Origin of the sequence: Streptomyces sp. TLI_171, from assembly GCF_003610255.1 — a bacterium.
Taxonomy (GTDB): domain Bacteria; phylum Actinomycetota; class Actinomycetes; order Streptomycetales; family Streptomycetaceae; genus Kitasatospora.
The window spans coordinates 67,292-89,085 of record NZ_RAPS01000001.1 but is presented as its reverse complement, the minus strand read 5'-3'; the positions used below and the strand labels follow the sequence as shown (position 1 = coordinate 89,085).

Annotated in this window: 16 protein-coding genes, 1 pseudogene and 1 riboswitch; of the genes and pseudogenes, 7 read left to right on the top strand and 10 right to left on the bottom strand. The window is 74.0% G+C overall.

Translation table 11 applies throughout. The features are described from left to right. The first annotated feature begins 239 nt into the window (after positions 1-239). The gene (locus tag BX266_RS00460; RefSeq protein ID WP_099896948.1) at positions 240-3,104 is read left to right on the top strand and encodes an RICIN domain-containing protein; all 2,865 of its coding nucleotides are present in this window, start codon (positions 240-242) and stop codon (positions 3,102-3,104) included. A gap of 153 nt (positions 3,105-3,257) precedes the next feature. After that, positions 3,258-4,693 (top strand): annotated as a pseudogene (locus BX266_RS00455) (glycoside hydrolase family 76 protein). Between the two features lie 60 nt (positions 4,694-4,753). On the opposite strand, the gene BX266_RS00450 reads toward BX266_RS00455, so the two are convergent. Together BX266_RS00450 and BX266_RS00445 are read right to left on the bottom strand one after the other, a co-directional pair. After that, positions 4,754-5,188 carry a hypothetical protein gene (locus BX266_RS00450; RefSeq protein WP_143686828.1) on the bottom strand — a complete coding sequence of 145 codons (435 nt, stop codon included), beginning with the start codon at positions 5,186-5,188 and terminating at the stop codon, positions 4,754-4,756. 47 nt (positions 5,189-5,235) lie between these two features. Beyond that, entirely contained in the window at positions 5,236-5,805 is a 570-nt protein-coding gene (locus BX266_RS00445) for a hypothetical protein (protein ID WP_099896946.1), read from the bottom strand. A gap of 347 nt (positions 5,806-6,152) precedes the next feature. On the opposite strand from BX266_RS00445, the gene BX266_RS00440 reads away from it, so the two are divergent. After that, on the top strand, positions 6,153-6,785 hold the full coding sequence (locus tag BX266_RS00440; protein WP_099896945.1) for a histidine phosphatase family protein: 633 nt from the start codon (positions 6,153-6,155) through the stop codon (positions 6,783-6,785). Positions 6,786-6,900: 115 nt separating this feature from the next. Here the strand turns inward: BX266_RS00440 and BX266_RS00435 are convergent, their stop codons facing one another. Together BX266_RS00435 and snpA are read right to left on the bottom strand one after the other, a co-directional pair. Then, positions 6,901-10,203, bottom strand: coding sequence for a tetratricopeptide repeat protein (locus tag BX266_RS00435; protein WP_099896944.1), 3,303 nt, complete (start codon positions 10,201-10,203; stop codon positions 6,901-6,903). A 315-nt stretch (positions 10,204-10,518) separates the two neighbouring features. Next, positions 10,519-11,145 carry a snapalysin gene (gene snpA / locus BX266_RS00430; protein WP_180290329.1) on the bottom strand — a complete coding sequence of 209 codons (627 nt, stop codon included), beginning with the start codon at positions 11,143-11,145 and terminating at the stop codon, positions 10,519-10,521. Positions 11,146-11,361: 216 nt separating this feature from the next. Here snpA and BX266_RS00425 point away from each other — a divergent pair, with 216 nt between their 5' ends. Further along, positions 11,362-12,351 carry a LysR family transcriptional regulator gene (locus tag BX266_RS00425; RefSeq protein ID WP_180290328.1) on the top strand — a complete coding sequence of 330 codons (990 nt, stop codon included), beginning with the start codon at positions 11,362-11,364 and terminating at the stop codon, positions 12,349-12,351. A 166-nt stretch (positions 12,352-12,517) separates the two neighbouring features. Here the strand turns inward: BX266_RS00425 and BX266_RS00420 are convergent, their stop codons facing one another. Further along, entirely contained in the window at positions 12,518-12,922 is a 405-nt protein-coding gene (locus tag BX266_RS00420) for a DUF4345 domain-containing protein (RefSeq protein ID WP_099896942.1), read from the bottom strand. Positions 12,923-13,014: 92 nt separating this feature from the next. Here BX266_RS00420 and BX266_RS00415 point away from each other — a divergent pair, with 92 nt between their 5' ends. Further along, positions 13,015-13,623 (top strand): TetR/AcrR family transcriptional regulator, encoded by a 609-nt coding sequence (locus tag BX266_RS00415; protein ID WP_099907196.1) that lies wholly within the window; start codon positions 13,015-13,017, stop codon positions 13,621-13,623. Between the two features lie 82 nt (positions 13,624-13,705). On the opposite strand, the gene BX266_RS00410 is transcribed toward BX266_RS00415, so the two are convergent. The 3 genes from BX266_RS00410 to BX266_RS00400 form a co-directional block, all read right to left on the bottom strand. Next, positions 13,706-14,812: a glycoside hydrolase family 16 protein gene (locus BX266_RS00410; protein ID WP_099896941.1), complete on the bottom strand. Its 1,107-nt coding sequence runs from the start codon at positions 14,810-14,812 to the stop codon at positions 13,706-13,708. 5 nt (positions 14,813-14,817) lie between these two features. Continuing rightward, positions 14,818-14,991: riboswitch (cyclic di-AMP (ydaO/yuaA leader) on the bottom strand. 411 nt (positions 14,992-15,402) lie between these two features. After that, positions 15,403-15,645 carry a hypothetical protein gene (locus BX266_RS00405; RefSeq protein ID WP_099896940.1) on the bottom strand — a complete coding sequence of 81 codons (243 nt, stop codon included), beginning with the start codon at positions 15,643-15,645 and terminating at the stop codon, positions 15,403-15,405. Between the two features lie 318 nt (positions 15,646-15,963). After that, entirely contained in the window at positions 15,964-16,920 is a 957-nt protein-coding gene (locus BX266_RS00400) for a thaumatin family protein (RefSeq protein ID WP_259464458.1), read from the bottom strand. 235 nt (positions 16,921-17,155) lie between these two features. Here BX266_RS00400 and BX266_RS00395 point away from each other — a divergent pair, with 235 nt between their 5' ends. After that, complete coding sequence (locus tag BX266_RS00395) at positions 17,156-19,102, top strand: sigma-70 family RNA polymerase sigma factor (RefSeq protein ID WP_099896938.1); 1,947 nt, start codon at positions 17,156-17,158, stop codon at positions 19,100-19,102. A 94-nt stretch (positions 19,103-19,196) separates the two neighbouring features. On the opposite strand, the gene BX266_RS38270 is transcribed toward BX266_RS00395, so the two are convergent. Further along, positions 19,197-19,499 carry a hypothetical protein gene (locus BX266_RS38270; RefSeq protein WP_180290327.1) on the bottom strand — a complete coding sequence of 101 codons (303 nt, stop codon included), beginning with the start codon at positions 19,497-19,499 and terminating at the stop codon, positions 19,197-19,199. Between the two features lie 527 nt (positions 19,500-20,026). Further along, positions 20,027-20,572 carry a hypothetical protein gene (locus BX266_RS00385; RefSeq protein WP_099896936.1) on the bottom strand — a complete coding sequence of 182 codons (546 nt, stop codon included), beginning with the start codon at positions 20,570-20,572 and terminating at the stop codon, positions 20,027-20,029. A gap of 281 nt (positions 20,573-20,853) precedes the next feature. Between BX266_RS00385 and BX266_RS00380 the strand changes: the two genes are divergently transcribed. Beyond that, on the top strand, positions 20,854-21,738 hold the full coding sequence (locus BX266_RS00380) for a DMT family transporter (protein ID WP_099896935.1): 885 nt from the start codon (positions 20,854-20,856) through the stop codon (positions 21,736-21,738). Positions 21,739-21,794: the final 56 nt, after the last annotated feature.

The window sequence follows — 21,794 nt, the reverse complement described above, 5'->3', positions numbered from 1 at the left end:
CGCCCGCAGGTGAACAGGCGGCGCGGACCGGGGGAACAGCGGGCCGGGCGGTGACCGGCCGCTGCTTACAACGTTAAAGCCTGCGGCGGGCCGCCGTCTGCCGCGCGCTTCGGCTTGAGGAGAAAGGGAGTTGGTCGGCGTCGGGCTCGGTCGCGGCTCTGGACAGCGCTCCCCGTGCGTGCTGTCATGCCGGTGATCCCCTCTTGCAACGTTGGAATACCCGCTCCGAGGAGACTGTCATGCCCATGCATCGCAGGCAGTTCATCAGCAGCGCCGCTTCCGTCGGCGCCGGCCTCTCGCTGAGCTTCCGGGCCGACGCGCGGGCCGACTCCCTCGCCCGGCCCGCGGCCGCCACCGCCGCCCCGGCCCCCGGCGGACTCTACTTCCCCAACGCGGCGCCGCTGGCCCCCGTCGCGTTCCTGCGCCTGCCGCCCGGCAGCATCACCGCGGCCGGCTGGCTCGACGGGCAGCTCCGGCTCCAACTCGCGGGCCTGTGCGGCCGGTTCGACCAGATCTCGCACTTCCTCGACCTCAACACCAGCGGCTGGGCCCACCCCGACCGGCCCGGCTGGGAGGAGGTTCCCTACTGGCTGCGCGGCTACGTCGACCTGGCGATCGCCACCCGCGACGCCACCGCCCTCGCCACCGCCCGCCGCTGGATCGACGCCATCGTCGCCACCCGGCGGGCCGACGGATCCTTCGGCCCGAGCGCCCTGCACACCTCGCTGAACGGCGGTCCGGACTTCTGGCCGTTCCTGCCGCTCACCTGGGCACTGCGCAGCTGGCAGGAGTACAGCGGCGACACCCGGATCATCCCGCTGCTCAGCGCCTTCTTCCGCTACCTGAACGCCCAGGGGCCCGGCGCGTTCAACAGCAGCTGGGTGTCGGTGCGTTGGGGCGACGCGCTGGACAGCCTGTTCTGGCTCTACAACCGCACCGGCGACGCCTTCCTGCTGGACCTCGCCGACAAGATCCACGCCCACGGCGCGAACTGGACCGACAACCTGCCGAGCCTGCACAACGTCAACATCGCGCAGGGCTTCCGCGAACCCGCCCAGTACGCGCTGCGCGCCCCGTCCGCCACCCTCACCGGCTCCGCGTACCGCACCTACGACACGGTGATGGCGCAGTACGGCCAGTTCCCCGGCGGCGGCTTCGCCGGCGACGAGAACGCCCGGCCCGGGTTCGGCGACCCCCGGCAGGGCTTCGAGACCTGCGGCGTCGTCGAGTTGATGGCCAGTCACCAACTGCTGAACCGGATCACCGGCGACCCGCTCTGGGCGGACCGCTGCGAGGACCTCGCCTTCAACTCGCTGCCCGCCGCGCTCGATCCCGACGGCAGGGCCGTGCACTACATCACCAGCGCCAACAGCGTCGACCTCGACAACACCCCCAAGACCCAGGGACAGTTCCAGAACGGATTCGCCATGCAGGCGTACCAGCCCGGCGTCGACCAGTACCGCTGCTGCCCCCACAACTACGGCATGGGCTGGCCCTACTTCCTCGAAGAGCTCTGGCTCGCCACCCCCGACAACGGCCTGGCCGCCGCCATGTACGCCGCCTGCACCGTCACCGCCAAGGTCGCCGACGGCACCGCCGTCACCATCACCGAGACCACCGACTACCCGTTCTCCGAGACCGTCACGCTGCGCCTGAGCACCCCCGGGCCGCTCGCCTTCCCGCTCCGCCTGCGCGTCCCCGGCTGGTGCGCCGCGCCCGTCCTCACCGTCAACGGCGCCGCCGTCGACGCACCGGCCGGACCGGCCTACACCGTCGTCAACCGGACCTGGCACGACGGCGACACCGTCGTGCTGCGGCTGCCCCAACGCACCACCCTCCGCACCTGGAGCGGCAACCACGGCAGCGTCTCGCTCGACCACGGCCCGCTCACCTACTCGCTGCAGATCGGCGAGAACTACCAGCAGTACGCGGGCAGCGCCGCCTTCCCCGAGTACGCCGTCCACGCCACCACGCCCTGGAACTACGGCCTCGCGCTGGACGCCGGGTCCCCGGCCTTCACCGCGGCCCGGGGAACGCTCGCCGCCAACCCCTTCACCCAGGCCGGCACGCCCGTGCGGATCACCGTGCCCGCCCGGCGGATCCCCGAGTGGCAGGCCGACGGCCAGCACGTGGTCGGCCCGCTGCAGGACAGCCCCGCCCGCAGCACCGCACCCGTCGAGACCGTCACCCTCATCCCGATGGGCGCGGCCCGGCTGCGGATCACCGCCTTCCCCACCACCTCGCCGAACGGCACGCCCTGGACCACCGGCGGCGCCGCGTTCCGGATCCGCAACGTCAACTCCGGCAAGATGCTGGGAGTTGACGGCATGTCGACCGCGGACAGCGCGCGGGTGGTGCAGTTCGCGGACAACGGGACCGCCGACCACCTGTGGCAGCTGGTCGACAACGGCGACGGCCGGCTCCGGATCCGCAACGTCAACTCCGGCAAGGTGCTGGGAGTTGACGGCATGTCGACGGCCGACAGTGCGCGGGTGGTGCAGTTCGCGGACAACGGGACCGCCGACCACCTGTGGCAGCTGGTCGACAACGGCGACGGCCGGCTCCGGATCCGCAACGTCAACTCCGGCAAGGTGCTGGGGGTCGACGGCATGTCGACCGCGGACAGCGCGCAGGTGGCGCAGTTCGCCGACAGCGGCACCGCCGACCACCTCTGGCAGCTCCAGCCCGACGGCCAGGTGCGGATCCAGAACCGCAACTCCGGCAAGGTGCTGGGGGTCGACGGCATGTCGACGGCCGACAGCGCGCAGGTGGTGCAGTTCGCCGACAGCGGCACCGCCGACCACCTGTGGACCTTCCTCACCGAGGCCGACGGCTGGTTCCGGATCCGCAACGTCAACTCCGGGAAGGTGCTCGGTGTTGACGGCATGTCGACCGCGGACAGTGCGCGGGTGGTGCAGTTCGGGGACAACGGGACGGCCGACCACCAGTGGCGGCTGGTGCCGAACGGCGACGGCTGGTTCCGGATCCGCAACCGCAACTCCGGCAAGGTGCTCGGCGTCGACTCGATGTCCACGGCCGACAGCGCCCGGGTGGTGCAGTTCGCCGACAACGGCACCGCCGACCACCTGTGGCAGCTGCGCTGACCCACCGCTCCGGGCAACGACTTCCGCGGCGAGTGCCTGTGCCACCGCGCGCCCTGACCCGCTCCCGCACCACCGGCCGGCCGCGGCCGGGCCGCGACGGTCCGGCCGCGACGGCGTTCACCCCCCGTTCCCCAGCAGCCCCAGGAGATCACCATGACCGAGTCCCGACCCCTGCGCGCCGCCCTGCTGTGCACCGCCGTCCTGGCCGCGGCCCTGCCCGCCGTCACCGCCGCCCCGGCCGTGGCCGCCGCCGCGATCTGCAACAAGTACTGCGACACCCGGGACCCCGCGCTCAGCCCGCAGGACCGGCAGCCGGTGTCCGCGACGCTCTCCGGCCGCACGCTCGCCCTGCACTTCGACGACACCGACGCCATGGGCTGGGCGTCGGTCACCGGCGGCGCGGCCGGCGACGAAGTGTGGCTCGACCGCTCCATGGACGGCGGTCGCACCTGGACCGGCGGCAGCAAGCTCGGCGACACCAAGGTGCCCGCGGGCGGCACCGGCTGGCGCACCCTCATGTACAACGTCGACGACTGGAACACCCGCGGCGTCGGCGCCCTGCGGGCCTGCGGACAGGTCGGCGGCGCGATCGCCTGCACCCGTGGGCCCGTACCACCTGGAACGCCCGGGACCGCCGCACCGCCGCCGCGACCGCCCTGATGGCCTCCTTCGACCGCGGCACCAAACTCTTCGGCGGCAACGGCTGGTGGACCTCCGCCAACGCGCTCACCGCCATCATCGACAACGCCCGGACCAGCGGCATGGGCAGCTACACCTACGCCATCGCCGAGACCTACGACAAGAACCTCGGAGCCCAGGGCGGCAACTTCACCAACGAGTACCTCGACGACACCGGCTGGTGGGGACTGGCCTGGGTCGACGCCTACGACCAGACCGGCGACAGCCGCTACCTCGCCACCGCGCGCGCCGACGCCGACCACATGTCCGCCAACTGGACCGGCGCCTGCGGCGGAGGAGTGCGCTGGACCACCGGCGGCACCTACAAGAACGCGATCACCAACGAGCTCTACCTCCAGCTCACCGCCGCCCTGCACAACCGCCTCCCCGGCGACACCGCCTACCTGCAGCGCGCCCGCGACGAGTGGAACTGGTTCCGGGCCAGCGGCATGATCAACGCCGACCACCTGGTCAACGACGGCCTCAGCGACGCCTGCGCCAACAACGGCCAGCCCACCTGGACGTACAACCAGGGCGTGCTGCTGGGCGGCCTGACCGAGCTCAACCGGGCCACCGGCGACCCGAGCCTGCTCAGCACCGCGCGCATCCTCGCCGACGCCTCCACCACCCGGCTGCAGAGCGGCGGCGTGCTCCGCGAGCCCGGCGAGGGCGACGGCTGCACCGGCGACGGCCCGTCGTTCAAGGGCGCCTACGTCCGCGGCCTGGCCCGGCTCAACACCCAACTGCCGGACCACCCCTACGCCCCGACCCTCACCGCCTGGGCGGACTCCGCCTACGCGAAGGACCGCAACCCGCTCGACCAGTACGGCCCGCACTGGGCCGGCGGCCCCGGCAGCACCGACTACGGCTGCCAGCAGAGCGCCCTCGACCTGCTCAACGCCGCCGGCTGACCGCCCGCGGCACCCGAACGCCTCGGCCGTGAGCGGCGGTCGCCGTCGGGCGACCCCGGCTCACGGCGTCGCCGGTTCGGGCAGGGTCCAGGAGAGCGCGTACCAGGAGAGGGCTGCGAGCAGCGCCGCGCCGGGCAGTTCGGCGCAGTAGGCGAGCACCTGGGCGAGCAGGTAGTCCGGTCCGCGGTGCGCCGACCAGAGGTCGAAGTAGGCGTCCATCGCCAGCAGGACGGCCGTCGCGGCGGCCAACGGGCTGGTCACCCGGTGGCGGCGGCGGACCAGCGCGGCGAGCAGCAGCAGCGCCGCCACCTCCATGACGTCCAGCCAGATCCACGAGTTGGCCAGGTTGCGGGCCCCGAACCGGCGGACCGACAGGCCCAGCACCACGATCCACGGCACCAGCAGGAACGCGGCCACCCGCAGCACGACCGGCAGCCACCGCCGGACCACCGCCGCGCGGACCGCCACCACCGGTCGAGGTCGAGGAGCGAACATCCGCCGATCGTATCCGGCCGCGGCGCAGGGGCCCCGCAGGGCGCCGCTCAGCGGCCGAACAGCCGTCGCAGGCCCCGGCGTTCGGGCTTGTCCTGCGGGGCGGGCGGGGCCGGTCGGGTGGCCGCCACGGGGTCGGGCGCCGACCCGGCCAGGAGTTCCACCACGGCGGTCAGGAAGCCGGACAGGTCGGATGCCGGGCCGGGGCCCAGGTTGAGGTGGCTGCCGTCCGCCCACTCCCCGAGCACCGTGTAGGTCTCCCTGGTGAACGGGTTCGCCGCCAGCTCCAGGGTGAAGTACCGGCAGTGGTCGGCGCCGCCCGGCTGGACGACGGCTGTGTAGTACGCCTCCGCCGGTGCGGCGGGCGGGGGCAGGGCGACCACCAGCAGCCGGTGCGAGCCCAGCGTGATCAGGTTCGCGGTCAGGCCGTCGCTCGGCAGCCGGTCCGCCGCGGGAAGGTGCTCGCCGTAGTTCGTCCAGAGGGTCGCCATGCCGGGGCCGAAGCCCTGCTCCGGTTCGGCGTCCAGCATCCGCGGCCCGAGGGTTCGGGCGAGATCGGCGAGCACCTGGTGCGCGAAGCGGTAGTGGTGCGGCCGGGGCGCGTTGTCGACGATGTCCATGCGCGGAAGTATGCCGATCACACCGCAATCGGGGAAATGACCTGGCGCACCGTCAGTTCCCGTCCGGCGCCGGGTTCGACGCCCGGCCGCCCTCCTCGGCGTGCCGTCCGACCGCAGTGTCCACGGCCCGGTGTCCACCGCCCCGGGTACGCCGTCGGAGCTACCCGGGCAGCCCGACCTGCGTGTCCGTCCGCCGCGGGGATCGACCGCCCGGTTCGATGGAGGCCCGTGACGGACGGAGTCGGCACCCGCGGGCACGCCCCGGGCATCGGCGTCGGCGGCCTGCTGCGGCAGGCGCGGGTCGGTGCCCGGACCAGGACGCACACCCACCAGTCGAGAGCAGACCGATGCCCGAACCCGCGGTTCCCCGCCTCCTGATGGCCCGGCACGGACTCACCGAGTGGGCCCGCACCGGCCGGCACACCGGCCGAACCGACCTTCCGCTGCTGCCGCTCGGCGAGCGGCGCGCCGAACTGCTGGGCCGCCGCCTGCACGCCGCCCCCTGGGACGGCCTGCCCGGCGCCGAGATCCGCACCAGCCCGCTCTCCCGGGCCCGGCGGACCTGCGAACTGGCCGGATTCGGCGACCGGGCCACCACCTGGGACGCGCTGGTCGAGGCCGACTACGGCGACTACGAAGGCCTCACCACCGCCCAGATCCAGCAGCGGCAACCCGACTGGCAGCTGTGGCGCGACGGCACCCCGGGCGGCGAGCGCCTCGCCGCGATCAGCGAGCGGGCCGACGCCGTCGTCGCCTGGGCCCGCTCCGGGAACGGCGACCGGCTGGTCTTCGCCCACGGCCACATCCTGTGCGCCGTCGCCGCCCGCTGGCTCGGTCAACCCGTCGGCTTCGCCGCCCGCCTGCGCCTCAGCGCCACCTCCCTGTCGATCCTCGGCGCCCAGCACGGCGTCCCCGCCCTGCTGCGCTGGAACGACAACGCCCACGTGCAGGCCGACCACCTGGTGCCGACGGACCTCTGAACCGCGGGGCGTGGCGGGCGGCGGGTGTTGCGGGCGGGGCGGCTGCCAGCGGGTGAGGCCGAGTTCGGGCCCGGGCCCCCAGGAACGGGGGGAGTGGGCGGCATTGGACGGTCCGTCAGTCGGTTCCATCGCTCCGGCCGAGCGACTGGTCGCGAATCGCCGCCAGTGCCGTGGCGGTCGACCGGGTGAACGGGTGGTCGCGGCCGAGAACGCGGGCGCAGTCGGCGGTCACTCCCTCCAACAAGGAGGCGGCCTCCACCGGGCGGCCCGCCTGCAAGTAGGCGACGGCGAGGCTCGCGCGGGCGTCGAGGCGGTGCTCGCGGTCGGTGGACGCCCCCTCCACCAGGGCGATCGCCTCATCGGCACGGCCCGCCGCGAGATACGCGGTGGCGAGGTCGATGCGGGCGGTACGGGTGTCGGCGTGCTGGTCGCCCAGGGCGCGTGCACGACCGGCGAGCAGCCGCTGCCGGACGTCGACGGCTTGCTCGGTGCGGCCCGTCCCCAGGTAGGACTCGGCGAGGTTGCGGCAGGAGGCCAGGGTCTCGGGGTGGTGCTCGCCGAGGACGCGCTCGCGGTCCGCGACCACCCGCTCCAGCAGCCCGACGGCCTCCTCGGCGTGGCCCGCCTCCTGGTGGAACACGGCGAGGTTGTTGCGGGCGGTCATGGTGTCGACGTGCTGCGCGCCGAGGACCCGCTCCCGGTCGCTGACCACCCGCTCCTGGACCTCGATCGCCTCCGCGGTGCGGCCCGCCCGCAGGTAGGCCTGGGCGAGGCTGACGCGGGGGGTGACGGTGCCGACGTGCCCGCTGCCGAGCAGGCGTTCGCTGTCGGCGACGACCCGTTCCTCGATCTCGATCGTCTCGGCGGTCCGGCCCGCCTGCAGGTAGCAGTGGGCGAGGTTGTGCCAGGCCCGGAGGGTGTCGGGGTGGTCGCGGCCCAGCGTGCGTTCCCGCTCGACGAGCACCCGGTTCACCAGCTCGACGGCCTCTTCGGTTCGGCCCAGCTGCTGGTAGGAGGTGGCCAGCCCTTCGAGGACGGCGAGGGTGAGGGGATCGCGGTCGCCGACGACGCCCCCGAGGTCGGCGAGCACCTCCTCCCGCAGGTCGACGGCCTCGGCGCAGCGGCCTGCGCGGTCGTAGGAGGCCGCGAGGTTGTGGCGGGCCTGGAGGGTCAGGGGATGGCGGCGGCCGAGGACCCGTTCGCGGTCGGCGACCACCCACTCCTCGATCTCGATCGCTTCGGCGGTGCGAGCCGCCTGCCAGTAGGAAGCGGCCAGGTTCACGCGGGCCCGCACGGTCTCCCGGTCCCGCTCGCCGAGGACCCGTGCACTGGCCGCGACGACCCGTTCCTGCACCTCGACCGCAGCCCCGGTGTCGCCCGCCCGGGCCAAGGAGACGGCGAGGTTGTTGCGGGCGGTGAGCGTGGCGGGATGCTGCTCGCCGAGGACGCGTCCGGCCTCGGCGGCGAGGCTGCGCCAGTAGTCGGCGGCGACCGTGTAGAGGCCGGCCTCGACAAGGCTGTGGCCGGCCCAGTAGCGGACGAGGTGCGGCTCGGGCCGCCACAGGAGGTCGCCGGCGTGCCCGCCGAGGGCGTCGGTGTTGGCGCGGAGGACCGCGCCCAGGTCCGCGGTGGCCCGGCTGTGTTCCGGCCGGGCCGCCACCAGGGCGTCGGCTGCAGCCCGGACGGTCGCGGGCACGTCCGCGGGCGGCGTGGTCTCGCGGGCGGCCCGGGCGGTCAGGGCGTGCACCCGCACGGCGCGGTGGCCGTCCCGCCGGTCGCTGGTGAGCAGGGCGTAGTGGTGCAACAGGCGCAGCGCGGCACGAGCCCGGTCGGGGGTGACCGGCGGCGGCTCCACCGCGCTCCGGTCGGGGGAGGGCGGGGTGCGGTGGGTGGTGAGGTGGTCGGTGAGAGCGTCGGTGGACCACAGCTCCAGCGGATGGCCGGCCGGATCGAGGAGGGCCGCGAGACGCAGGACGGGAACGGCGATCCCGTCCGGGTCCCGCCGTCGCACCGCATCGAGCGCGAGGAGCAGCGATGCGGTGACCTGCCGTCCGTAGCGGTCGGTGTCGACGGCCTGCGGCAGCACCGAGTCCAGCCGGGACTCGCGGTCGGTGAACTTGGCGAGGTACTCGCCGCACGCGACGTCCTCGTTGATCAGGTAGGCGGCGGCGTGCGAGAGCGCCAGCGGGAGCCGGCCCAGGGCCTCGACCAGCTCGCCGGCCCGCTCGTCGAGCAGATGGGTTCGTCGGGCGGCGGTGAGCCGTTCGCCGAGGTACGCGCGGGCTTCGTCCGCCGTGTAGAGGCCGACGTCGACGAAGGCCAGGCCGGCACCGGAGACGAGCGCGTCCCGGCGGCGGGTGGTCACCAGCACCCGCCCGTTCCCGCCCGCGGCGGGCTGTGGCCACCACGGCTCCGCGCCCTCGATGTCGGTGACGTCGTCGAGGACGACCAGCCAGGTCCGGTCGGTCACGGCGAGCCACTCCAGGAACGCGGTCGCATCGGCCTCCGCGTCCGCACCGCCCGGGTCCCCACCGCCCTGGTCCGCGCCGCCCGCGTGCGCCGCCCCGACCTTCGTCGCGGCCTCGGCGAACGCCGCGACGATGCCGGACGTCTCCGCGGCGTCCACCCACACCCGCACGTCCACGCTCGCCGCGTCGGCCTGGTGGGCGTAGGCGGCGGCGAGCTGCGACTTCCCGAACCCGCCACCGCCGGACAACACCTGGGTGAGCACGACGGTGCCGTGGCCCTCCCGTGCCCGGTCGATCTCCTCCCGCACATCCTGGCGGGGCTGGAACGCGGTGGCCTGCCTCGGCACCGTTCCGACCCGCACCCGCAGCGGCTTCGAGACCGGCTTCGAGGCCGGCTCCGGTTCCGGTTTCGGGGGATGGTTGTTGATCGTCACCGGCCCGTTGATCTGGTTCGCCGCGACCGAACCGTGGGTGGCGCTGTTCGCGACGTCGCCCTCGGCATGGACGCCCGCAGGGTGGTGGCCCTCGGACGGGGGCGGTGCGCCGACCGGTCCGCGCCCGGCGGGTCGGGGTGCTGGTCGGGGCGGTGCTGGGTCCGCTCCGCCGCGGGCGGAGAGAGCCCGGTCGGTGAAGGCCACCAGGTCGCGCAGGGCCGCGGCCACCTCGGGACGCCGGTCGTCCGCGGTGTCGTCGAGCACGTCCTCGAAGCGGGCCTGCCAGGCCGCCGCCGCCTCCCGCCGGACCTGCTCGGCGTCCGCTCCCGCGGTGCGCGTTCGGTCGGCGGTGCGCTCCAGTCGGGTGAACGTCGCGGCCCGTGCGGAGCCGCCGGCGTCGCCGGGGGAGAGCAGCGCGGCGACCCGGCTGCACACCCCGCCCCAGGCATCCGTTCCGGCTGCCCGGGAGACCGCCGCCCCCGCCGTCGACGCCAACCCGACCAGCTCCGGCTCCACCCCTGCCCCCTGACCGCCCGCACTCTCCGGGCGCAACCGGCCCCTCGTCGTCAGCGTAGGAGCGGCGGGCTTCGTCAAGGGCCGGTACGGCCGACAATCAGCCACCCGACGTAGAAGCCCTTGGTCCACGCCGCCTCGCCGGACGAACACCCGCGGACGGGACGGGACCTGACGTCAGGTCAGGTTACGCATTGTGCTGGACCGCGCCGGACGGGGCATCGGGTTCGGACGCGCACCCGCACGGCCGCCGACCCCCACCGCCCGGGCTGGGCGGTGGGGGTCGGCGGCCGTGCGGGTCGGCTCGGGGCCGGGGGCTCAGCCGGCGATGGCGAGGCCGTTCACCCAGAGGTTGTTGACGCGGTTGCGCTCGGTGGTGTTCGGGTACGGGTTGGTGCACGACGTGCCGGGGCCGCCGCCGGACATCAGCTCGCTGCACGGGCCGGAGTAGTGGTCGGGCAGGCCGAGCACGTGGCCGGTCTCGTGGGCGGTGACGCGCAGCGAGCTGTACTGCCGGTTCTGCGCGTAGTCGAGGAAGATGTAGCCGCGGCCGTGGCCGTCGGTCGAGGCGTACGAGCCGCGGGAGTCGTTGCCCTCGTAGTAGCGGAAGTCGGCGTTGGTGCCGGAGCGGAGCTGCACGTTGGTGACCGAGGAGTTCCAGATCTGGGCGCTCTGGGATATGACGGTGCGGAAGGTCGGGGCCTGGCTGGCGTCGTAGGTGACGGCGACGGTCAGCAGGTAGGGGTTGGCGGCCTGCTTGGCGCGCGCCGACTTCATCACCGCCTCGTAGAAGGCCTTGTTGTTGGCCTCCTCGGAGGAGTTGGCGGCGATGCCCGCGGACGGGGTGTAGCCCTGGGCGGTGACCGCGGCGGCGGGCACGACGCCGGTGCCGGCCGCGAGGACCAGTCCGAGGGCGGCGGCGAGCAAGGTCATGGAGCGGTTCATGGGGGACTCCGTTCGCGGGTCCCGGGGCCGTGGGGAGGCCGCCCGGGACGCGGTGACAAGCTGTTGCACCGAGCTTGGGGCAGGGCGGCCGGGGCGCGGAGATGGCAACCGGCGATAGCCCCGATCAATACCCCTGCCTCACCGTCGAGTTGACGGATCATTGGCAGGATTTGACATGCTCTTGGCAGACGAAGGGCGCCTGGCTATGCTCCCGTGATGGAGCTCGACGTCCGACACCTGCGGGTGCTGTGCGCGATCGCGGACACCGGCAGCGTCCGGAAGGCCGCCCGTCGACTCGGCATGACCCAGCCCTCGCTGACCACCCAACTCCACCGCATCGAACGGACCATCGGCGGACGGCTGTTCACCCGCGAACAGACCGGCAGCCGCCCCACCGCCCTCGGCCACTCGGTGCTCTCCCGCGCCCGGCCCGTGATCACCGAGATGGACGCCCTGGTCGCCGCCGCCCGCGCCGAGGCCGCCGAACCCGGCCGCCGCCGACTGAGGATCGGCAGCGTCGGCAGCCGCGCGGTCGCCGCCTGGCTGCGCCGCGTCCACGACCGGTTCCCGGAGACCGACACCACCATCCACATCGACATCTCGGCGATCGCCCTGCTCCACCTGGTCGCCGCCGAACAGCTCGACACCGCCTTCGTCCACGAGAGCGAGGGCTTTCCGCTGCACCTGCCGGCCGGCACCGAGCAGCGGGTGCTGGTCGCCCGCGAACCCCAGTTCGTCGCCCTCGCCGAGACCCACCCCGCCGCCGGCCGACCGGTCGTCAGCCTCGCCGACCTCGCCCACGACACCTGGATGGTCGACCCGACCGCCGACCACGAGTACGCCGCACTGCGGCGGGTCTTCGCCGAGGCCGGACTCGACCCGCGCGTCGTCCAGGTCCGGGACAACGCCACCGCCGCCGAACTCGTCGCCTCCGGCGAAGCCGTCCGCCCCTGCCAGCCCACCTCGCCGCCCGGACCCGGCACCATCCTCCGCCCCGTCCACGGCGACCCGCTCGCCGTCCGGCTGCTGCTCACCTGGCGCCCCGACACCGTCGGCGGCCCGGCCCTCGACGGCCTCTGGGTCGACCTCTGCCACGCCTACCTCGACCTGGCCAGCGTCAACCCCGCCTACCGGGCCTGGCTGCGCCAGCACAACCGCTCCCTGCACACCCTCCTCGCACCGGCCGGGCCGCCGACGCCGAACTGACGGACTGTCACGTCCGCACCGGACGCGCCCGATCGGGCCGGGGCGTGGCGTTCGGGCTCGGACCGGGAGGGTTCGAGTCGTCGAGCGCCCGCCGCGACGCTCGGCGGTGCGGCGGTCGGCGGTGCGGCGGTCGTCCTGGGCCGTCGGCGATGCCGGGCAGGCCGCGCTACCGCTCGCCGGCGGGGCCGAGGGCCTTCTCCTCGGCGTCCGCCAGCCAGAGGAACAGCGGCGGCAGCGTCAGCTCGATGGCGGTCAGGACCACCTGGAACCAGTGCGGCCACCCGTGGACGGCGAGCGACATCAGTCGGCCGAGCGCGCCGAGCCAGAACACACCGGCCAGCCAGCGCACCGCCGTTGCGGGGATCGGCGACTGCCGGGCGGCCCAGATCCAGGCGAGGCCGTACCCGGCGAAGATCGCGCCGAGGAACCGCCCGAGGCTGTCGACGGTCGGCCCGGCCGAGCCGGCGCCCGGGATCGCGGCGTTCCCGAGCAGCACGTGGAAGAGTCCGATCGCCAGGTCGGCGTACCCCATGGTCAGGACGAGTCCCCGCAACAGTGTGGCCTTGGTCATGACGGTCACCCCCGCTTAGTAGACCCGTGTCAACCAGGAATGGCACCAGGTTACGACCGGCTAGTAGACACGTGTCAAGTAGTATGGCCTCCGTGTCTCCCCGACAACGGCTCAGCCCCGACCACCGCCGCGCCCAACTCCTCGGCGTCGCAGCGCAATTGTTCGCCGCCCACCCGTACGAGGACGTGCTCATGGAGGACGTGGCGGAGCACGCCGGGATCTCCCGCGCGCTGCTGTACCGGCACTTCCCGAGCAAGCACGCGCTCTTCGCCGCCCTCTACCGGCAGGCCGCCGAGCAGTTGCTCGCCAGAACCCGCTTCGACCCCGCCGACACGCTGGTCGAACAACTCGTAGAGGGACTGGACGCCCACATCGAGTACTTCGCGGAGAACCGCAACACCGTGCTGGCGGCCAACCGGGTACTGGCCGGGGACCGCGTGATCCAGACGATCATCGCCGACGAACTCGACGCCCTCCGCGAGCGGCTGCTCGGGGCCCTCCCGCACGCCGACGCCAGCACCCGGCAGGCCGTGTCAGGGGTGCTGAAGAGTTGGCTGGTGTTCGTCCAGGTGCTGTGCGTCGACTGGTTGACCGAGCAGACCTGCACCCGCACCGAACTGCGCAACATCTGCATCGGCGCGGTACTCGGAGCCCTCAGACCCCTCCTCGCCGAGGACCCCGCCCCCGACTGGCCGCACTGAGTCCCACTGAGCTCCCGTGGGCTCCTCCCCGCCGTTTCGGGGCGGGGAGGAGCCCACGCGGGGGCGGCTGCCCGGAGGCCCGTTACGAGCCCGACTTCCAGAAGCGGACCGAGTCGATCGCGATGTCGGCCGAGGAGCCGACCGCCGCGGTGGTGCCGCCGAGCGAGGTCTCGGACTGCAGCACCCAGTGCATCGGGGTGTTCGGCACCCGCGAGGTGGAGTGGCCGACCAGCTTGCCGTCCAGGTAGAACTTCAGGTCGTTCGGCTGCCACTCGATCCGGCTGACGTGCCAGGCGCCGGCCACCGGGACACCCGCCTTGTAGGCGTCCTGGTCGCTGCCGGCCGTCGCACCCTGGCGGTGCATGAACGCGCCGATGTTGCCGCAGAGGTCGCCCTCGGGGAAGTCGATCTCGCCGTCCCGCGGCCAGGTGTAGGAGTCCGGCCAGAGCAGCCACGCCACCTTGTACCCGGTCGCGCAGGTCGCCTTCCAGGTGACCTCGTAGGTGCCGTACGTGGTGTTCTGCGGCAGCTTCGGCGTGGGAGCGGCGACCCAGGTGCCGGTGCTGTCCCGGTTGAGGTGGATGTTCAGCTGCCCGTCCGCGATGGACAGCGTCTTGGCCGGGTTGTACGTGCCGTTCTTCGAGGTGTCCTTCCAGCCGGACGGGTACGCCCACCACTTGGCGTCCACCGCGGCCGGCAGCCCGGTGCAGTGGCTGGTCTGCAGCGGCCCGTCGGCGCTGCAGCCGGTCCAGCCGCCGAGCGGCACCGAGGCGGAGGTGAAGTCGTCCTGCCAGGTCGGCGCGCTTCCGGTGGCAGCGCCGGTCGGCGTGGGCGCGGCGGACGTGGCCGGGGCTGACGAGGTGGGCGTCGCGGTGGGCGTCGGGCTCGCGAACGGCGACTGGGCCGGCAACGGGGTCGTCGGGGTCGGCGTGGGGGCGGGAGCCGTCGTGGTGGCGGCCGCGGTCGGGCTCGCGGCGCTCGGTGCGGCGGTGGTCGGTGTCGCGGACGGGGCGGCCGGCGTCGAGGTGCTCGGGGACGGCGTGGCGGTGGCCCAGCTGCGGTGCTTGGACGGGCGGTGCTGCCCGGCGGCATCGGCCGTGCCCGGGCTGGTCAGTGCGAGCGCGGCGACGGCCAGGCCGGTCGCAGCGGTCGCGGCGGCGACCCTGGCAGGTGAGGCGTGAAAGCGCATGGTGGTGATCCTCGGCGACGCCTGCGAGGTGAGCTGTCGGGTTCGGGCCGCACGAGTGGCCCGGCCGTCTGTGGAACGGCTTCACCCCGAGCCGCGGCCGTCCGCGGGTGTGCGGGGGCCGGGCGTACTGACCTGGTTCCCCCGCTCCCGTCCGCTTCGTGTCTCGGTGTGCCGCTGCCGGGTGGACGGGATTCGGCGTCCCGGCCGCGGTGCCCGCAGCTCGGCGGGCGTCCGAGCAGGCTAGCCTCCGGACGCGTACAAGACAATTACCGGTCCGCGGGAGGGCCCGACCTCGGGCCGGGTGCCCAGGGCCCACCGCGTCGGGCCGGGCCCCCGGGGCCGGCCGGGTCGCCGCGTCGACCGCGATGCGACGGCGGGTCAGCCCTCGTCGCGGACGCCTCGCTGCAGGACCCCCGTCAGCCGGGTCCGCCGCGGCGGGGGCCGGATCGCCGCCCGGGGGCAGGCGGACGGCCGCGGCGAGCAGCGCCGGCGGCAGGGCGTCGGCGGTCAGCAGGGCCCGCCAGTGCTCGGGGTCGAGTTCCAGGTACTCGAGGGCGTCGAGGTGGCGCAGCTCCGTCGGGTCGGCGAGATTACCGACCAGCAGGTGAGGGTGCGCAGAACAGGATCTCGTGGCCGTCCGGGACCGCCCAGTCGAGCGTCCGGCTCGGCGAGGGTGAACGGCCGCCTTCGGCACGGACCGTGGCGAGAGTCCGCCCCTGGAAGGGCCGCAGGTAGCCGGTCAGGACAGCCGGGCCGCCCTCCGCAGCCGCGCTCAACAGCGGGGCCCAGGTGGCGAATTCGTGCAGCGGGCCGGGCGCATCGGGCACCTTCATGGCCGCACCCTACTCGGCGCCGGCGACAGCGCCGGCCGGCCGGTCGGGCGGTGCGGGTGGCGGGACGGTCGGCCGGGGGTAAAGAACCCGACCGGCGTCCGGACCAGGCCCCCAGGGTTCGTGGCTCGGGTTCGGTTCCGCAGGGCCGACGGCCCTCCGGGTCGCGCTCGATCCTCTCGTGTTCGAGGTGCCGGTGGTGCCCGCTCGCCCCGCCTCGCAGTTGCGAGTCACGGGCACAGTTTCGGGAGCCCTGCAGACCTGTCGCCGCTCTGCGTTCATCAGCCGGAAGGCGTGATCGGCCGGCCCGGCGGCCGGTGGTCAGGGAGTGGTGCCGAAGGTCACCCGGTAGTAGCAGGGACCCTTGCACGGCATGGTCGCGGAGTCGTCGAAGGCGTAGGAATAGGCGTACGGCGCCGCCTTCTTGAAGACCTGCGTGTAGTCGACCGGCCACTTCGAGGGGAGGCAGTTCTCGCGGCCCGCCCACTGCTTGACGCAGCAGTAGGCGTCGCCGCCGAACGCCGCGCAGGGTGGTTTGCAGCCGACCACGCGGCCGTCGGCGGAGGCCTGCATGGCGCGCGGGCAGTCGACCTCGGTGGTGCAGACGCCGTGGTAGCAGCCGGAAGGGCTGACCGGGTCGGTCGTGGTGGTGTGCGAGATGTTGACGTACATCGGCAGGTTCGAGCCGTCGACCATGCTGACGTCGTAGAAGTCCAGGCCGGCGTAGGCGTCGAAGGCGAACTCGCCGAGGGTGGTGGGCGGGTTGGGGCCGTCGCAGACGGTGGTGCAGTCGCCGCCCGCGCAGTGGCTCGCCGCGGTCGAGGCGCAGTCCGTGCGGCCCCAGATCCGGCCGTTCCAGTTGTTCGGCACTGTCAGTGAGGTGCTCTGGCCGGGCTCCAGGCGGCGGCCCTGCGGGTAGGCCGCACTGCCGGTGGCCACGGCCCACACGGTCGCGCCGGTCCGGTTGTCGATGGTGATCAGCCGCTCGCCCGGCGGCGCGGTCGAGGGTTGCGGGCCGGGCGAGGGGCGGGTCGCGGACGGGCTCGGCGTCGCCGGCGCGAGGCTGGCCGAGGGGCTCGCCGACGGGCTCGCCGCGGGGGAGGAGCCGGGAGAGGAACCGGGGGAGGACGGGGTGGAGGGTGACGTGCTGTCAGGGGCGGCGGTGGCAGGGCTCGGTGCGGCCTGCTCCCGCACGGCGGTGGTGCGGTCGGGCCGGGCGGTCGGGCCGAGGTGGTCGGCGACCGCGATCGTGCCGACGGCGACGAGTACGGCGGCCACCACGTACCACCAGCGTGGCCGGCGGGACCTGACGCCGTGTCGACGGTGCCCTCGTGTCATGGTGGTGCCTCTTCTCGTGCTCCTCGGGTGCCTGTGCACGTACCGGTGACCGGGTCGGCACCCGCCCGCCAACAGAAATCCGCGCGCCGTGCCGGAAAATCCGTTGGCGGGCGGGTGCCGACCCGGTCTCCCTCTACAGAGCCCCACCGCACCCCACACAGAGGAACGGACCTCCATGCCGAACACCCCACGCAGTGGACCCGACACCAGGACGGTGACGGCGGCGCGCGCCGGAGACCGGCAGGCCCTGGATCGCCTGGTGGCCGAGTGCCTGCCGCTGGTCTACAACATCGTCGGCAGGGCGTTGAGCGGCCATGCCGACGTCGACGACGTCGTACAGGAGACGCTGATGCGTACGGTGCGAGGGCTGTCGGCGCTGCGGGACCCCGCCGCGTTCCGGTCCTGGCTGGTGGCCATCGCCGTCCGGCAGGTGCGCAACCGGCAGCACGACCGCGCCGTGGCCCTCGACCGGGTGGCCCCGCTGGAGGCGGCGGAGGCGATACCCGATCCCGCCCTGGACTTCGCGGGCCTGACCATCCTTCAACTCGGCCTCACCGATCAGCGCCGGGAGATCGCCGAGGCCACCCGCTGGCTCGACCCCGCCGACCGCGAACTGCTCTCGCTGTGGTGGCTGAAGGAGACCGGCGAACTGGAGCAGGCCGACCTGGTCGCGGCCCTCGGCCTGTCGACCGGTCACACCGCGGTCCGGGTCGGCCGGATGAAGAAGCAACTGGAGGTCTCCCGGCTGGTGGTGCGCGCCCTGGCCGCCGATCCGCGCTGCCAGGCACTGGACGTGACCGCCGCCGGCTGGGACGCGGCCCCGGCGCCGCTGTGGCGCAAGCGGTTCGCCCGGCACCTGCGCGACTGCCCGCGCTGCGCGGGCCTCGACCGCGGCCTGCTCCCGATGGAGCGGCTGCTGTACGGCCTGCCGCTGCTGCCCGTCCCGCCGCAGTTCGACCCGGCGCGGATCCTCGACGCCGTCACCGCGGGCGCCGCACCGGACCCTTCGGCACCCGGCGGTGCGCACCGGGCGCAGCAGGCCCGGCGGGCCCGGCGGGCCGGGCACGGCGGGCCGCGGGCGGTCTCCAAGCCGGTGCTGGGGAGCGCGGCAGCGGCCCTGGCCGCGGTGGCGGTCCTGGTCGGCGCGCGGCTGGCCCCGGGCCTGCTCGACGAACCGGCCGCGACGACCGCGCTCGCCGCGAGCCCCGCCGCCCCCGCGCCCGCACCGGCATCGCCCGGGACGGCCGGGCCGAGCGCGGCGGAGTCGGCCGCCCCGTCCGTCTCGCCCTCGCCCCTTCCGTCCCCGTCCGGCTCGCCGTCCGCCGCGTCCCCGGCCGGCTCGGCGTCGCCCGGGGCAGGAGCGGCCGCTCCGACCGGGGTCGCCGCGTCCGGTCGGAAGGGGGTCGGTGTCTGGTCCTTCAACGGGGTGAGCCAGGCGCTCGCCGCGTCCGGAGCGAGCTGGTACTACACCTGGGCCACCCAGCACCCCGGCATCACGACTCCCGGGTCGGCGTCGTTCGTCCCGATGATCTGGGGTGCTGCCTCCGTCACCGACACCTCCCTCGCCCAGGCCCGCGCGGGCGGCCCCTACCTGCTCGGGTTCAACGAACCCGACATGGCCGCCCAGTCGAACATGACGGTCGATCAGGCCCTGGCGCTGTGGCCGCGACTGATGCAGGCCGGACAGGTCCTCGGCAGCCCGGCGGTGGCGTACGGCGGCGACACCCCGGGCGGGTGGCTGGACCGCTTCATGTCCGGCGCCGCGGCGAAGGGGTACCGCGTCGACTTCATCGCCCTCCACTGGTACGGCGGGGACTTCCGCACCCCGCAGGCCGTCAGCCAGCTGACCTCCTACCTGGAGGCCGTCCACGAGCGCTACCACAAGCCGATCTGGCTCACCGAGTACGCCCTCATCGACTTCTCGCAGGGCACCCGCTTTCCGACCCCCGAGCAGCAGGCCGCCTTCGTCACCGCCTCCACCAAGGCCCTCGACGCCCTGCCCTGGCTCCAGCGCTACGCCTGGTTCGGACTCGGCGCCGACCCGGCGAAGCCGAGCAGCGGCCTCTTCACCGACGGCACCACCCCGACCGCCGCCGGCCGGGCCTACCAGAACGCACCCTGACACCCCACCACCCCGAGGGCAGCGGAGAGCGGGAACGGCGGCGGCGTGGCCTGCCCTCCGCGTCGGGCGTTCGGCGGAGGGCAGGGGCGGCGGCTCAGTGGGTGTTGCGGCCCAGGCAGAGCACGTAGCCGCTGTGACGGGTCGACTTGTGGTAGGAGCTGACCGTGCCCTCCACGTCGTCGCAGCTGCCGTCACTGCTGCTGTTCACGACCTTCAGCACCTTGAACTCCGCGTTGCCCGCGCTGCAGGAGACGATGGACACCGAGGGGCTGTAGGACGTGCCGGAATTGTGCACGCAGTCGCCGACCTTGGCGTTGGCCGGGTCGGAGTCCGCGAAGAACAGGTAGTAGGCGCCGAGCATGAGCGCACCGCCGACCACCGCGACCACGGACATCACCTGCTTGACGCTGCGACCCCGGCGCGCCGGTGGGGCCGGGGGAGCGGGCTGCGGAAATCCCGGCGGCGGGCCCTGGTACGGGTACGGGCCGGCCGGCGGGGGGCCGACGGGCGGGCCCTGGTGCGGGTGGGCGGGAGGCGCCGGATAGCCGCCGTGCTGAGGCGGGTACGGCCCCTGGGGCGGGTACGGCCCCTGAGGTGGATACGGCCCCTGAGGGGGGTACGGTCCCTGCGGCGGGTAGCCGCCGGGCGGGCCTGGCTGCTGGTACGGGGGCGGCGGCGGGTAACCGCCGGGAGCCGGGGCGTACTGGCCGGGCGGGATGTACGGACCCGGCTGTGGTGAACTCACGGACTCTTCCTTCTGTGGCGCGCAAGCGTAGGGAGCGGTGGAGCGAGCAGGCCTTGCCTGACTCGCGGTGAAAGTATGACCAGCCCTTTAGGTGATGGCCAGTCAAGAAGCTCTGTCCACTGACGAATTGGTGCCGAACTACCGCATTGCGGAAACGATCCGCGTGGTACGGCAATCCGTCACGAGTTTCGGCGCGCGGCCTCGCGCTCGACGCGACGGCGGTGGCGCTCCCACACCGGGCCCGGAGCGCTCCGGGCCCGGCGCAGCTCGCGGTCCAGCGCCGCGTCGTCCAGCTCGGGCAGGCGACGGCCGCGGAGCGGGACGTCGCGGGCCAGGACGTGGTCCGTCCACCGGGCGAGGGCGAGCAGGCTGTCGGTGGCGACCCGCCGGCCGCGGGCGGTGCGCGGCGGCAGGCGGAACGCCCACAGTGGCGTCGAGCGGATTCGGCCGCGCCGGTCGAAGCGCAGGACCGTCCCGAAGCGCACTCCGGCCAGGTCCGCGCGGGCGATGCGGCGGCTCCACAGCAGCCCCCGCACCAGCACCCCGTCCGGACCGCACAGCACCGCCTGGCGCACCGCCCGCACCCCCAGCCACCCGGCCGCCGCCGCACCCGCCGCGATCACCGGCCACCGTCCGGTCGACACGGTCGCCGCCAGCGCCAGCACCGCGTACACCACCCCCGTCCCGAACCGCCGCCAGCGCTCGTACGCCAGATGCAACTCCACGATTCCCCCCCGCTCCCCGTCCGCGTCCCACCCACCGCCCTGCCCGGGACCGGCCCGGGCCCGGCGGGAGTTCATGATCCACCCGGGCACGGACGGACGGAACGGGGCCTCGGGTAAAGCTCCGGTCAGGAAACCGAGCTGACGGCCCGTCCGGAGCGTCACGCCCGCCTGCGGCGGGGCGTCCGGAGTCCGTGGCGACGGCGACGTGGCCGGCCCGGCTCAGCAGCGTCATGTCCGATAACCACTGTCGGTTGCTCACCGCCAGCGCGTAACGTGCTCGGATGGACACCACCGTCACCGATGCCGCCCGCCCGGACGGCCGAGCCCTCGCGGCCGTCGTCACCACCGTGCTGCTCTGGGCCTCCGCGTTCGTCGCCATCCGGAGCGCATCGAGTCACTACGGCCCGGGCGCGCTGGCCCTCGGGCGGCTGCTCACGGGGACGGTCGCGCTGTTCGGCCTGCTGCTGCTCCGGCGCGAGGGCGCGCCGCCCCGCGCGGCCTGGCCCGGGATCGCCGTGTCGGGCTTCCTGTGGTTCGGGGTGTACATGGTCGCCCTCAACTGGGGGGAACGGCAGGTGGAGGCCGGTACCGCCGCCATGCTCGTCAACATCGGACCGCTGCTGATCGCGCTGCTCGGCGGGTGGCTGCTGAAGGAGGGCTTTCCCCGGAGACTGCTGTCCGGGATGGCGGTCTCCCTCGCCGGTGCGGTGGTGGTCGGCCTGTCGATGTCCGGGGGAGGTGGCAGCACCATCCTCGGCGTCGGACTCTGCCTGCTGGCGGCCGTCACCTACGCGGCCGGCGTGGTGAGCCAGAAACCCGCGCTGCGCCACGCCTCGCCCCTCCAGGTCACCGCGTTCGGCTGCCTGACCGGGACGGTCGCCTGCCTGCCGTTCACCCCCCAGTTGTTCTCGCAGCTCGGGTCGGCGCCCATGGCCGCCACGATCGACATGGTCTACCTGGGCCTGTTCCCGACCGCCCTGGCCTTCTCCACCTGGGCCTACGCGCTGGCACGGACCACCGCCGGGCGGATGGGCGCCACCACGTACGCGGTCCCCGCGCTGGTCGTCCTGATGGCCTGGGCCGCACTCGGCGAGGTCCCCGGCTGGCTGACGCTCCTGGGCGGCGCCCTGTGCCTCGCCGGGGTAGCGGTCTCCCGCCGATCCTGACCCGACGAATGCCTGACGACCCGTCAAGCGCGCGGGCGCCCATCTGTTCGTCCCGG